At 58.8% G+C, this 13,749-nt stretch carries 13 protein-coding genes; 8 read left to right on the top strand and 5 right to left on the bottom strand.

What is annotated here, in order from left to right; translation table 11 throughout:
- The first annotated feature begins 14 nt into the window (after positions 1-14).
- Positions 15-923, top strand: coding sequence for a LysR family transcriptional regulator (locus PQR32_RS16490; RefSeq protein WP_408228641.1), 909 nt, complete (start codon positions 15-17; stop codon positions 921-923).
- An 87-nt stretch (positions 924-1,010) separates the two neighbouring features.
- A complete protein-coding gene (locus PQR32_RS16485) occupies positions 1,011-1,202 on the top strand; it encodes a hypothetical protein (protein ID WP_408228638.1) in 192 nt (63 codons plus the stop codon).
- A 119-nt stretch (positions 1,203-1,321) separates the two neighbouring features.
- Here PQR32_RS16485 and catC read toward each other — a convergent pair whose 3' ends face one another.
- The 3 genes from catC to PQR32_RS16470 all read right to left on the bottom strand — a co-directional run bounded on the left by catC (position 1,322) and on the right by PQR32_RS16470 (position 3,850).
- The gene (gene catC, locus PQR32_RS16480) at positions 1,322-1,600 is read right to left on the bottom strand and encodes a muconolactone Delta-isomerase (RefSeq protein ID WP_408228635.1); all 279 of its coding nucleotides are present in this window, start codon (positions 1,598-1,600) and stop codon (positions 1,322-1,324) included.
- Positions 1,601-1,693: 93 nt separating this feature from the next.
- The gene (locus tag PQR32_RS16475; protein ID WP_408228633.1) at positions 1,694-2,821 is read right to left on the bottom strand and encodes a muconate/chloromuconate family cycloisomerase; all 1,128 of its coding nucleotides are present in this window, start codon (positions 2,819-2,821) and stop codon (positions 1,694-1,696) included.
- A 105-nt stretch (positions 2,822-2,926) separates the two neighbouring features.
- The gene (locus PQR32_RS16470; protein ID WP_408228631.1) at positions 2,927-3,850 is read right to left on the bottom strand and encodes a LysR family transcriptional regulator; all 924 of its coding nucleotides are present in this window, start codon (positions 3,848-3,850) and stop codon (positions 2,927-2,929) included.
- A gap of 173 nt (positions 3,851-4,023) precedes the next feature.
- Here PQR32_RS16470 and catA point away from each other — a divergent pair, with 173 nt between their 5' ends.
- From catA to benD, 5 genes are all read left to right on the top strand, one after another.
- Positions 4,024-4,959 (top strand): catechol 1,2-dioxygenase, encoded by a 936-nt coding sequence (catA, locus tag PQR32_RS16465; RefSeq protein ID WP_408228628.1) that lies wholly within the window; start codon positions 4,024-4,026, stop codon positions 4,957-4,959.
- Between the two features lie 120 nt (positions 4,960-5,079).
- The gene (locus PQR32_RS16460; RefSeq protein WP_408228625.1) at positions 5,080-6,438 is read left to right on the top strand and encodes a Rieske 2Fe-2S domain-containing protein; all 1,359 of its coding nucleotides are present in this window, start codon (positions 5,080-5,082) and stop codon (positions 6,436-6,438) included.
- A complete protein-coding gene (gene benB, locus PQR32_RS16455; protein ID WP_408228622.1) occupies positions 6,435-6,923 on the top strand; it encodes a benzoate 1,2-dioxygenase small subunit in 489 nt (162 codons plus the stop codon). The genes PQR32_RS16460 and benB overlap by 4 nt, the downstream gene beginning before the upstream one ends.
- A 39-nt stretch (positions 6,924-6,962) precedes the next feature.
- Complete coding sequence (gene benC / locus PQR32_RS16450; protein WP_408228618.1) at positions 6,963-7,985, top strand: benzoate 1,2-dioxygenase electron transfer component BenC; 1,023 nt, start codon at positions 6,963-6,965, stop codon at positions 7,983-7,985.
- A complete protein-coding gene (gene benD, locus PQR32_RS16445; protein WP_408228615.1) occupies positions 7,982-8,758 on the top strand; it encodes a benzoate diol dehydrogenase BenD in 777 nt (258 codons plus the stop codon). Before benC ends, benD begins: the two co-directional genes overlap by 4 nt.
- Positions 8,759-8,917: 159 nt before the next feature.
- Here benD and PQR32_RS16440 read toward each other — a convergent pair whose 3' ends face one another.
- Complete coding sequence (locus PQR32_RS16440) at positions 8,918-9,841, bottom strand: carbon-nitrogen hydrolase family protein (protein ID WP_408228612.1); 924 nt, start codon at positions 9,839-9,841, stop codon at positions 8,918-8,920.
- Between the two features lie 81 nt (positions 9,842-9,922).
- Here PQR32_RS16440 and PQR32_RS16435 point away from each other — a divergent pair, with 81 nt between their 5' ends.
- Positions 9,923-10,834, top strand: coding sequence for a LysR family transcriptional regulator (locus PQR32_RS16435; protein WP_408228609.1), 912 nt, complete (start codon positions 9,923-9,925; stop codon positions 10,832-10,834).
- A 308-nt stretch (positions 10,835-11,142) separates the two neighbouring features.
- Here PQR32_RS16435 and PQR32_RS16430 read toward each other — a convergent pair whose 3' ends face one another.
- Positions 11,143-13,134: an acyl CoA:acetate/3-ketoacid CoA transferase gene (locus tag PQR32_RS16430; protein WP_408228606.1), complete on the bottom strand. Its 1,992-nt coding sequence runs from the start codon at positions 13,132-13,134 to the stop codon at positions 11,143-11,145.
- Positions 13,135-13,749 lie beyond the last annotated feature (615 nt).

Genomic DNA, 13,749 nt, shown 5'->3' with positions numbered 1-13,749 from the left:
ACAAAGGTGCCACCGTGGACGTCAATTCCCTGACCTTGCTGGTGGACATTCTGGACGCAGGCAATCTCAGCGAAGCCGCACGCCGGCTGAAAATGAGCCGCGCGAACGTGAGCTACCACCTGAACCAACTCGAGCGGTCCATCGGGCTGCAACTGGTGAGGCGCACCACGCGCCGCGTCGAGCCGACCGGGATCGGCCTGCAGCTCTACGAACATGGCCGCACGATCCAGAACGCGCTGCTCGCCGCGCGCGAATCCGTCGCCACGCTCGGGCAGAGCCTGCAAGGGCGCGTGCGGCTGAGCGTGCCGAGCGGTTACGGGCAACTCGTCATGTCGGACTGGTTGATCGCGTTCAAGCGGCTTTATCCGGGCATCGTGCTGGATGTGATGTTCGAGAACCGCGTCGAAGACCTGATGCGCGATGAAGTCGATATCGCCGTGCGCGTGATGTCCGAGCCGCCGCAAAACCTCGTCGCGCGCGACATGGGGCCGGTGCGGTATGTGGCGTGCGCGTCGCCGGATTTTGCGGAAAGGCACGGCATGCCGCAGCAACTCGACGACCTGAGCACGGCGCCGCTGATTACGGCGGCGGTGGTCGGCAGGCAACTGCGCGTGGCCGCTTATTTGCGCGACGAACGGCATGAAGTGCTGCTGGAGCCGAGCATCATCTCCGAGAACTTTCTGTTCTTGCGCCAGGCGGTGCTTGCTGGATTGGGCGTGGGGCTCGTGCCGGACTACGTGGTGCAGGACGATCTGCGGCGTGGCGACGTGGTGACCGCGCTCGATGAATGGCGCTTGAGCATCTTCGGCACGCATATGTACATGCTGTATATGCCGAACCGGCATCACACGCGCGCGGCGTCGACATTCATCGATTTCATTTTGCAGCAGGCGCATGGCACGGGCAGAGGTTTGCCCGCGTAAACGACGACGTTCATCTCACGTCTCGCGCAGGTATGCTACGCACAACAACGGCGCCTCACTTCACAACCGTGGTCGCGGAGACAAGAGATGAAATGGATCATCGGACTTCTAGCCGTGCTGGCACTCGCCGTAGTCGTTCTGTTGATCTCCCGCTTGCCGAGCGAAGACGCGATTCGCCTCGCCGGTTATGCGGCGACTGCCGCCTTTGCTGCGGTTATCGGGTTTCTGCTGCGCTGGCGTGCCAGCCGGGCACAACAGCGGAATAAGCGGGCAGGGTAAGCCAGGCGCGCTGTTTTGTCCCATGCATTTGCCCGACGTCGTTCCAAAAGCCATATTGCCTCCATCGAGCACGCACTAAGGCACCATGGGCGTCGCGATTCATGGCATTCGTTGTGGCTTCAGTGGATGGACGACGGGTGGCGCGCGAGCGCGTCCACCTTCATCGTCATATACGGAAACAGCGGCAGACCTGAGAGGATCGTGTGCAGTTCGTCGTGCGAGTCGACGTCGAAGACGCTGTAGTTCGCATACTCGCCGACCACGCGATGTAGTTGCTGCCACTTGCCCTGGCGCTGAAGCTCTTGTGAGTACGCCTTTTCTCTTGCCTTGATTTCGTCAGCCTGAGCCACCGGCATGTCGTGTGGCAGGTGTACATCCATTCTTACGAGATATAGCATGGGTTTCTCATTCAAAAAAGTAGGGATCTCTCAGGCCCGCCAGCACAATAGTTGGAATGGGTCGATGCGCCCGGTGCTGGATTGACTGTGCGCTCAGCTATTTTTGTCGCGACGATAGAAAGCGAGCTTTTCCTCATCGATATGCAGGCCCAGGCCCGGCCCTTCCGGTAGGTGAAGGTCGAAGTCCCGATACTGGGGGCGAGCAGTGACGATGTCGTCTTTCAACAGGAGTGGTCCGAACAACTCCGTACCCCAGGCAAGTTGCGGTAGAGCGGCGAATCCGTGTGCCGATGCGATCGATCCAATGCTGCCTTCAAGCATCGTGCCGCCATACAGGGACACGCCGGCTGCATCCGCAATGGCGGCTGTGCGCATCATTCCGTAGATTCCGCCGGACTTCGCAATCTTCAACGCAAAGACGTCCGCACATGCGCCGCGCACAAGTTCAAGGGCATCCTCCGGGCCTGTCACTGCTTCGTCGGCCATGATGGGTACGATGAAACGCGATGCAAGCCTGGCCAGTGCTCCGCGCTGCTCTCGCGGAGTGGGTTGCTCGATGAGGTCAATGCCAGCAGCTTCAAGCGCTTCGATTCCCAGCGCTGCGTCAGCCTCGTTCCAGGCCTGATTCACGTCTACGGTGACTTTGGCCCGGTCGCCGAGCGCGGCTTTGATTTTCGATACGTGCGCCACGTCATCACGAACGCTACGCCGGCCAATCTTCAGCTTGAAAGTATTGTGGCGACGTTCGGCGAGCAGCGTTTCTGCTTCATCGATGTCGCGTTGGGTATCGCCACTTGCGAGCGTCCACAGGACCGGAAGCGTCTTGCGGACAGCGCCGCCAAGAAGCGTTGAAACCGGAACGCCCAGGCGCTTGCCCTGAGCGTCGAGTAAAGCCGTCTCGATTGCGCACTTGGCAAACCGGTTGCCCCGGGCAACCTTGCTCAGCTTGAGCATTGCGTCGTTGACGTTGGTCGCGTCTTGCCCAACGATTGCAGGTGCAAGATAAGTGTCGATGGTCAGCTTGATGCCTTCGGGACTCTCTTCGCCGTACGACAAGCCGCCAATCGTAGTCGCTTCGCCAATGCCTTCGATGCCATCGCTCGAGCGCAGACGGACGATGACTAAGGTTTGTTGCTGCATCGTCGCCATGGCTAGCTGATGCGCGCGAATGGTTGGGAGGTCAACCAGAATCGCTTCGACGGAGGTGATTTGGGCGTTCATACCTGGAATGTTGGAGTTGAGGGGTTGCTGAAGTATTGCGTGCGCAATAACCCCCTGTCCAACACCGTCGGCGTCTAGTGTCATACCTCCGGGGTATAGCGGATATCACCGCCCAACATCGTTACGAGGTGCATGGGGTATCTTTTCCTCGTCGTACAGCCGGTAGATGAGTTCAAGCATTTCCCGAAGATCGCGCGACTCGTCGAGCGCACGCATGCTCATGATGATGGGGGAAACCAGGGTGGGGTCGTCCAGTTCCTTGTAACTCACATCGTCTCGCTTCAGGCCGTACACACTGCTCGGAACGACAGAAATTCCTTCCCCCGCTGCTACGAGGCCTAGCGCGATCTGCAACTCTCGTACTTCATATATCCGGCGAGGCTTGAGACCGCGGTCTTCGAATGCCGACAGCACCTGGTCTGCATAACTGGGGCGCGGCGCCTTTGGGAAAATAATCAGGGTCTCGTTGACCAGGTCGCTGAGAGCGAGGATGGGCTTGACCAGTGAGAGTGGATGGCCCTCCGGGAATGCAACGATCATCTTCTCCTCGCGAAGAATCACCCGGCGGATGTTTGCGTCCTCGTGCCGAATACGGCCGAACCCGACATCGATCTGACCGTCCTTCAGCGCTCGAATCTGGTCCATCGTCGACATCTCGTGGAGGCTGAGTTCGACGGTAGTGTTCTCATCACGGAAACGCCGGATGATTTTGGGCAGCATTCCGTACAACGTCGAGCCCACGAAACCGACAGAGAGGCTGCGCTCGATGTTGCCCACGCGCCGCGTCATGGATTCGAGTTCGGACGTTTGAGCCAGCAATTGGACGGCATGAGCATAGAAGAACTTACCCGTCTCGGTGAGCTTCAACGGGCGCGAATCGCGCTGGAATAGCTGCACCTCGAGAATCTCTTCAAGCTGCTGTATCTGACGGCTCAGAGGCGGTTGCGCCATGTTCAGCCGCTGTGCCGCGCGCGTGAAATTGCGTTCCTCGGCTACGGCGACGAAATAGCGAAGATGCCGCAGTTCCATTTCAATACCTCGCGGATATAGACCGATACTAAATCAGTGTTGGACTGGGCCTTCCGGCGTCCATTATTCTGCATTCACACCCGGTTTCAGCACCCATTATACCTCTCAGGCATATTTCAATGGACGCTAAACTAGGGGTTTACCCCCCATAAAACAGCGATTCAGGAGCAGACATGAGCGTCAAAGTGTTCGATACGAAGGAAGTGCAGGACCTGCTGAAGGCTGCTGCTAATGCTGGTAGCCAGGACGGCAGTGCTCGCGCAAAGCAGATTGTCAACCGCCTGCTGGGCGACCTGTTCAAGGCCATCGACGACCTCGACATGACGCCCGACGAAATCTGGGCTGGCGTCCACTACTTCAACAAGCTCGGCCAGGACGGCGAAGCTGCGCTGCTTGCTGCTGGTCTCGGTCTGGAGAAATACCTCGACATCCGCATGGATGCGGAAGACAAGGCGGCTGAAATCACCGGCGGCACGCCGCGTACCATCGAAGGGCCGCTGTATGTCGCCGGCGTGCCCGTGCGCGATGGCCTATCGAAGATCGATATCAATCCGGACGAAGATGCCGGCCCGTTGGTCATCCGCGGCACGGTAACCGGTCCAGACGGCAAGCCCGTTGCAGGGGCGTTGGTCGAATGCTGGCACGCCAACTCGAAAGGCTTCTATTCGCACTTCGACCCGACCGGCGCGCAGAGCGAGTTCAACCTTCGCGGCGCGGTCAGCACCGATGTCAATGGCCAGTACGAGTTCCGTACCCTGATGCCGGTCGGCTACGGCTGTCCGCCGCATGGCGCGACCCAACAGCTGTTGAATGTGCTTGCCCGCCACGGCAATCGTCCGGCGCACGTGCACTTCTTCGTCACCACCGACAAGTACCGCAAGCTGACGACGCAAATCAACATTGAGGGCGACCCGTTGATTTGGGACGACTTTGCCTATGCCACCCGCGAGGACCTGATTCCCCGTGTGGTCGAAAAGACGGGCGGCACTGCGCTGGGAATGAAGGCCGATACGTATAAGGAAATCGAGTTCGACATCGAGCTGACTCCGCTGATTCAGGGCAAGGATAACCAGGTCGTCCATCGCCTGCGTGCGTCTGCTATCGCCTAACCGCTAAGCGCCAAACGCGGCCGCTACGTCGTACCACTGCTGCCGCTCAATCCTTCGCAAGAATCTTTCGACACCGATGCGCGTGCCCCATGACCTGGAGCACGCGTAGGGAGAGCACTCATGTCCGCAATTATCGACAAAGCCTCGCAACTTGATGAACTGCTGAACACTGCCGTTCAGGACGACAGGCAAAACGGTGTATTCCGTTGCCGCCGCGACATCTTCACGAACGCGGAGGTGTTCGAGCTCGAAATGAAGCACATTTTCGAGAGCAACTGGGTATATCTCGCGCATGAAAGCCAGATTCCCGACAACAACGACTACTACACCACCTGGATTGGCCGCCAGCCTGTCGTGATAACGCGCGACAAAAGCGGCGAACTGCACGCGGTCATCAACGCCTGCGCGCACAAGGGCGCGATGCTGTGCCGTAAAAAGCACGGCAACAAAGGCACTTTCACGTGCCCTTTCCACGGCTGGAGCTTCGCCAACACCGGCAAGCTGCTAAAAGTGAAAGATGTGAAGACCACCGAATACCCGGTGCAATTCAATACCAACGGCTCGCATGACCTGAAAAAAGTCGCACGCTTCCAGAGCTATCGTGGCTTCCTGTTCGGCAGCCTCAACGCGGATGCGATTCCACTGGAGGATTACCTCGGCGAGACCAAGGTCATCATCGATCAGATCGTTGACCAGGCCCCGGACGGGCTGGAAGTGTTGCGCGGCAATTCATCGTACATCTACGACGGTAACTGGAAGATGCAGATGGAGAACGGCTGCGACGGCTACCACGTCAGCACCGTGCACTGGAACTACGCTGCGACGATGGACCGGCGCAAGGTCGAGGGCACCAAGGCCGTGGATGCGAACAGCTGGAGCAAGTCGGTAGCCGGAGTGTACGGGTTCGACCACGGCCACATCCTGCTGTGGACCAGGACGATGAACCCGGAAGTCCGGCCGGTCTATCAATACCGCGACGAAATCAAGGCACGCGTTGGCGACGTGAAGGCGGACTTCATCGTCAACCAGACTCGAAATCTTTGTCTATATCCGAACGTGTTCCTGATGGACCAGTTCAGCACCCAGATTCGCGTCGTGCGTCCAGTCAGCGTGGACAAGACCGAAGTCAGCATCTTCTGTTTCGCTCCGAAGGGCGAGAGCGCCGCCGACCGAGCTACCCGCATCCGTCAGTACGAAGACTTCTTTAACGTCTCGGGTATGGGCACCGCAGATGACCTCGAAGAGTTTCGCGCCTGCCAGGCCGGCTATGCCGGTACCACTGCGTTGTGGAACGACCTTTCGCGCGGGGCGCCGTTGTGGGTTGAAGGTCCCGACGCAAATGCGAAAAGTATGGGGCTGAAGCCGCTCATCTCAGGCGAGCGAAGCGAAGATGAAGGCCTGTTTGTGTGTCAACACGAATATTGGGTGCACCGGATGCGCGACGCACTCAGGAAGGAACACGGGGAGGCCCTGGCATGAGCTTCGATTACCAGAAAATTTGCGCCGTGCTGTTCCGCGAAGCGCGCCTGCTCGACGACCGTCAATGGGACGACTGGCTTGCCTGCTATACCGGGGACGTCACGTACTGGATGCCGGCGTGGGATGACGACGACCGGCTCACCGACGATCACGAGAGTCAGATTTCGCTGATGTATTACCCGGACCGCGGTGGCCTGGAAGACCGTGTGTTCCGCATCAAGACCGAACGCAGTAGTGCCTCGATGCCTGAACCGCGAACCAGTCACAACGTTACCAATGTGGAAGTGCTGGCCGAGCGCGAGAACGAAGCGGACGTGCGTTACAACTTCAACACGCTCAGCCACCGTTACAAAACCACTGACCAGTTTTTCGGCACGATGTTCGTCACTCTGCGCAAAGTCAACGATGAACTGTTGATTTGCTACAAGCGCATCGTGTTGAAGGACGACTACATCCGCCAGGTGCTCGACGTTTATCACGTCTGAGCGCAAACATCCGCGGAAATGAGAAGTACAGGAGGCAAGATGTCCAGCTACAACGTTGCACTGAATTTTGAAGACGGCGTGACCCGCTTCGTGACATGCAAGGCGGGCGAGAAGGTGCTCGATGCCGCCTTTCGCGCAAAAATCAACCTGCCGATGGATTGCTCCGATGGCGTGTGCGGTACCTGCAAGTGCCGAGCCGAGAGCGGAAGCTACGACCTTGGCGACGATTACATCGAAGATGCGCTGACCGAGGATGAGAAGGAAGGCGGTCTCGTACTCACCTGCCAGATGGTGCCGGAAAGCGATTGTGTCATTGCGGTGCCGGCATCTTCCACTACATGCAAGACTGAGCAAAGCAAGTTCGCCGCGACGGTATCAAAGATCGAAGCGCACAACGATGCGGCCATCGTGCTCGAACTGGACGTGGATGCGACCGCACCGGTATTCCTGCCGGGCCAGTATGTCAACATTGATGTTCCTGGCAGCGGTCAGCACCGTTCATATTCTTTTTCGTCAGCACCGGGCGAATCGAAAATCAGTTTTCTGATCAAGAAAATTTCTGGTGGCGTGATGAGCACCTGGCTCGAATCCGCGCAGGCAGGCAACAAGGTGGAGCTGACCGGACCGCTTGGCAGCTTCTATCTGCGCGCTGTTGAGCGGCCCGTGCTGTTCCTCGCTGGCGGCACAGGCCTGGCACCGTTCCTGTCGATGCTTGAAGTGCTGGCTCGTGCGAATTCGCAGCAAAAAGTTCATCTGATTTACGGCGTAACGCGAGACCTCGACCTCGTGCAGGTCGATGCAATCGAAGCCTACGTGGCGAAGTTGCCGTATTTCACTTACAGCACCGTCGTGGCCGATACGGATTCGACCCATCCTCGCAAGGGTTGGGTGACGCAGCACATGCCGGCGGAGGCCGTCAATGATGGTGACGTGGACGTGTACCTGTGCGGGCCGCCGCCGATGGTCGATGCAGTGCGTAAGCATTTCGACGACAACGGCGTGAAGCCGAACAGCTTCCACTACGAGAAGTTCACTGCTAACGCAGCACCGAGGACCGCATGAACACGCAACGATTCGCTGGCAAGGTCATGGTGGTCACCGGTGCCGCGCAGGGCATCGGTCGCGCGGTAGCGCTTCGCGCAGCCGCCGAAGGCGGCAAGGTGCTGTTCGTCGACCGCGCCGACTTCGTGTCGGAAGTCGCCGCCGAAGCGCACGGCGCGGACACAGCAGGGTTTGTCGCTGACCTCGAGACGTACGATGGCGCCGCGTCGGCGATGGCTTTCGCCGCGCGCACCTTTGGCGGCATCGACATTCTGATCAATGGCGTGGGTGGCGCGATTCGCATGCGCCCCTTCGCCGAGTTCGAGCCTGCACAGATCGATGCGGAAATCCGTCGCTCCCTGATGCCGACGCTGTACGCCTGCCATGCAGTCTTGCCATACCTGCTTGAGCGCGGAGGCGGGGCTATCGTGAATGTGTCCTCGAATGCCACTCGCGGTATCCGCCGCGTTCCGTATTCGGCGGCGAAGGGCGGTGTCAACGCGATTACGCAGTCGTTGGCGATGGAATACGCAGAGCACAACATCCGCGTGGTCGCCACCGCGCCGGGTGGGACTGATGCGCCGCCGCGACGTGTGCCGCGCAACTCTGTTGGCGACAGCGAGCAGGAAAAAGTCTGGATGGGCGAAGCGGTGAAGCAGGTCACTGAATCGACCTTCTTGAAGCGCTACGGTAGCATCGACGAGCAGGCCGCGCCGATTCTGTTTCTCGCTTCGGACGAGGCAGGTTATATCACCGGCACTGTGTTGCCAGTAGCAGGCGGGGACACGGGCTGATTCGGCATTCTCTCCAGCCAACGTCAACAGTCAGTGTGAACGGAGGACCCGCAGCGGATGAATTTACGACGTTATCCAAAACTGCGACCCGGCAGCATCGTTGGGCACCCAATGTTTGAATAACGCGACCGGTGCCCCCATCGCCTGGGGGCATGTCGACTACGACTTGAACTCTACAGTTCGCCTGGCACGCTCGTCGACGGACAGCGAGAACACGTCGGGCCGCGAGTAATGGCCCACAACGTCGAAGTCATATCGTGCGCGAACGAGCTCATCGGTGTCGATTTCAGCGACCACCAATCCGGTCTCGCCGTGGAGCGGACCTGCCAGAACTTCGCCCAATGGGCCCACGACGAGGCTGCCACCGTTGATGAGTGGCCGGTTTTCATCCCATCCCGGCACTTCTATGCCGAGTTGTGCCGGTGAAGGTTGTACCTGACATGCGCTGATAACGAAGCACCTGCCTTCGTGAGCGATATGGCGCATCGAACACTGCCAGATGTCCCGCTCGTCCACCGTTGGCGCACACCAAACCTGCACACCCTTGGCGTACATCGCCGTGCGCAGGAGCGGCATGTGATTTTCCCAGCAGATTGCCGTGCCGGCCACGCCGGCTTCGGTCTTCACGACAGGCAAGGTCGACCCGTCGCCTTGTCCCCAGATGAGTCGCTCCGTGCCCGTCGGCATCAGCTTGCGGTGTTTTGCCACCAGCCCGTCGTCAGGGTTGAAGAACAACGCCGTGCAGTAGAGGGTGTTGCCCCCTCGTTCGATAACGCCGATGACGATCGAAGCGCCGCACCTGGCCGAAAGATCGGCGAGCGCCTGGGTTTCCTCGCCCGGCACGTCAATGGCATTGTCGTAGTACCGCGCGAAAGCCTCGCGGCCTTCCGGCAACCGATAGCCAAGACGGGTGCCGAATATTTCACCCTTAGGATAGCCGCCCAACAACGCCTCAGGCATGACCACGAGCTTGGCGCCGGATGCGCGAATCTGCTCTTCGAAAGCGAGGATGTGCTGCAGGGTCTGGGCTTTTCCCGCTGCGGAGGAACCGATTTGCAGCGCGGCGACTTTTGACTTGGACATGACGTTTTCCTCGAGGAGTGTTTGTGCCTGCATCTTTACCCGGATGTAAAATCGTGTGAACGCATATCGCCACTATCTGATATGAACAAAATTGATATCGATGCTGTCGACCTGAACCTCTTCAAGGTCTTTGAAGCTTTGTTCGAAGAAGGGGGCGCAAGCCGGGCTGCCATTCGGCTCAATCTGACCCAATCTGCAGTGAGCGCGGCGCTCGGCCGGCTGCGCGAAGTGTTTTCCGACACCCTGTTTGTCCGCACCGGACGGGGCCTTGCGCCGACATCCCGCGCAAAAGAGCTGAAACCGCTGGTGAGCGAAGCGCTCGGCAAGTGCCGTCAGACCGTCGCTATCGCTTGGCCCGATGCGACCTCGTTTCACGGACGCTCGGTTTCGGTTGGGCTGTCCGATGACTTTGAGATTGCTGTGGGACGACAGTTGATTGAGCGCCTGGCGCAGAGCGCGCCGGGACTGAGGCTCATATTCCGCCAAACCCATAGTCAGATTGTCGGCGACGCGCTGGCAAATCGCGAAATGGAACTCGCATTGTTTGCGGGTGCATCGTTCGGCCGAGGGCTCAACCATCGGGTTGTGGGTGAAGGAGACTACGCATGTCTCCTGGATGAGAAGCGCCGCGCGGCGTCTACTCTGACGCTTGATGAATACGTGTCTAGAGGACACATTCTCGTCTCATCGGGCGGAGTAGTAGGGATAGTGGATGAGGGACTGTCGGCACTCGGTCAACGGCGTAACGTCATAGCCTCAACAACACATTTTGCTTCCCTGCCGCATCTGTTGAAGGGCTCCCGTGCAGTCGCGACTATTCCGAGGCATGCGGCGCTGACGATTTCCAGACTGACCGGGCTGATGCTTCTCGAGTGCCCAGTAAAACTCCCGATTTACCCCATCGTCCTTGCATGGCGGACTAGCTCAATGCGCGATTCTGCGGTGGTCAGGGTCCAGTCCGCGATTCAGGAAAGCTTTCCTCTCATCATGTGATGGCAAGACGCGGCTAGGGTGTTCGTCGGAGCCTGTGTCTATCGAGCGAGGGCGCGGCCGCGTTTGCCGGGCTGCAGGATGCCGGACCTTCCAGATTAACCGGCGATCAGAGAGCGAGCGCCAATGGTTTCTGGAAGGTGAGTTGAGCAAACCCTCGCCTGTATGCGGCGTTGACAGCATGTGAACGCGGGCGTTGATCGGGGCCGCCCGTACCATGAGAATCGATTCTCCCTATGGCCGCATGCCGTTGCGATAAACCGCGTTCAAGCGCGTCTGATGGTTCCAACGTCATAAGCGCATCCGTCGGGCTAACGTGCCTCGTGAGACGAGGCCTCCTCGGGGCTCTCATAAATATACGTGGCGACACTGCGCCGCTGCAGCGCGTCCCCCAATTTCATTCGAAGGAAGCTGCTTGTCGTGTATCGAGTCACATCCGAGTAATATCGGGCGACCAGGCCGGTCACCATTTCGGAATAGGCATCGATGACTTCGGGCGCGATCGAGAAATTGTCGTAGTTGACGATTGCGTGGGGCCGGACGGTGAGGCCGGACACCGCCCGTTCGACCTCCGCTCTGACTGCTTCAACGTCGTCAACAGTCGTGACCTTGTGGCCTTCGAAGTTGATGAACAACATGTTTTTATCGGCGTCGTAGCTGAACCGTTCACTGAGTGTCAGCCTCAGCAGCATTGCTCGCAATCCCATCGGCTTATTGTCGAAAATGCGGGCGTCCATCAATCGCGGTGGCGACTTGATGATAGGAGCGAAACCCATCTGGGAAACGATGTCTCGCTGGAGATCGACCCCCGGTGCAATCTCGACGAGTTCGAGTCCGTCGGGCGTCAGGGTAAAGACGCACCGCTCCGTAATGTAGAGCACGGGCTGCTGCCGTTCGTTGGCATAGCGACCGCCGAAGGTTCGATGTTCCACTGCGTCCACGAACTTTTGACAGAGGCCATCCTGAAGAATTTGCAGGCGCCCATCTTTGATATCCACTTCCAGCTTGCCGGCGTTGAACGTTCCGACAAACACAACCTTCTTCGCCGCCTGTGAGATGTTGATAAACCCACCCGCGCCCGCAAGCTTTGGCCCGAACTTGCTCACATTGAGATTGCCTTCCCGGTCGACCTGCGCGAGCCCGAGAAACGCAATGTCGAGACCACCGCCGTCGTAGAAGTCGAACTGGTAGGGCTGGTCGATGATGGCATCGGTATTGGTCGCGGCGCCGAAATTCAAGCCCCCGGCAGGGATACCGCCAATGACGCCCGGCTCGGTTGTCATCGTAAAGAGGTCGCAGACATTTTCTTCGTTCGCGACGCTAGCAATCCCTTCCGGCATGCCAATCCCCAGGTTGACGACGCTATTGGCCATCAGCTCGAACGAAGCGCGCCGTGCGATGACTTTCCGCTCAGTCAATGCCATGGTCGGAATCGAACTTGCCGCAATGCGAAGCTCGCTCGAAAAACCGGGGCTGTACGACTCGGCGAAGGTTTGCCAGTGGTTTTCCTGTTTTGCGACCACAACGCAATCGACCAGAATCCCAGGTATTTTGACCTGTCGTGGATTCAAGGTCCCCGACTCGGCAATGCGCTCGACCTGAACGATCACGATGCCACCAGAGTTGCGTGCGGCCATTGCAATGGCAAGGGACTCAAGAGTCAGCGCTTCCTTTTCCATCGTCACATTACCGTTTGCATCGGCAGTGGTACCGCGCACGATGGCCACGTCGACCGGAAATGTCTTGTACAGAAGGCAGTCCGCGCCGTTGACCGATATCAGGCTAACCAGGTCCTCTGTCGTGCGGGCGTTGAGCTTGCCGCCACCGTTGCGCGGGTCGACGAACGTGTCGAGTCCGACCGTGGACAAATGACCAGGCCGATGAGCTGCGATGTCGCGAAACAGCTGGGAGATGACGCCTTGGGGGAGGTTATACGCCTCGATGTGGCCATCGACGGCCAGGCGTTGAAGCCCCGGAACGAGCCCCCAGTGGCCGCCGATGACCCGCCGAACCAGACCTTGGTGGGCAAAGTGATTCAGGCCCTTGCGGGCGCCGTCGCCCTGACCGCCCGCGTAGACTAGCGTCAGATCTCGAGGCGCGTCGCTATCGCCAGCGGCTGAGTCGAGGAACAGCTGTTCAAGCGCGACGGCGATTTCTTCTGCAAAGCCAATGCCGACGAATCCGCCCGTTGCCACCGTGTTGCCCGGACGAATCAGTCTGACGGCCTGCTGGGCACTGACGATTTTGCCTCGCCCGACGCTGTTTGCAGTGGCGAGAAACGGGTGTTGAAAGCCTGCGCTCATGATGTCTCCAAACCGCACCGTGGAGCCGCGCTCCGGCGCTATGTAGTTGTTCGGACCTGCTGCAACTCGACCACGGTTTCTATGCGGCCCAATCGTAAGAGTACACGCCTCGCGCCGTCTCTTTCGAACATTGACGGAGTGTGCTGCGGGATGTACGCGTCAATCATTGCCATCAAAGTCGACGATATCAAACCTATCGTTTTTCGAGTCAGCAAAAGCGCTGGCGCAGGGCGTTACCGAAACGGTGAACGAATCCTTTCATGATTCAGGCAAACAAACCTCGTGTTCGCTCATCGTCACACGCGTATTGAATATCTAGTTTGATGTGTGAGGTCATTGTGTTGCACTTACGGCCGGCGTCGGTCTCCACCGTGCGGTTCCGCATCACGATTTAACGACAATCGCGCGATTTCCCCCGGCGCGCTGCCCAGCACAGAACGGGTGCCCGTGTTGTTCACTTTCGTGCATCCGACAGGCGCGATTGCCCTCGAACAGCGCCAATAGCAAATGCAAACTGGGTAAAAGCTCGGTTATCGGGCGTTTGCTCCGATCGGCATGCAACTTGCCTCTCAGTACCCAGTGTCATCAGTAACCCTGGTCTTCGTCGCCGATTCG

Source organism: Paraburkholderia dipogonis (genome assembly GCF_046027395.1).
GTDB lineage: Bacteria > Pseudomonadota > Gammaproteobacteria > Burkholderiales > Burkholderiaceae > Paraburkholderia > Paraburkholderia dipogonis_A.
Note: the sequence above shows the minus strand (reverse complement) of the source record. Positions and strands in the feature narration are given on the sequence as shown.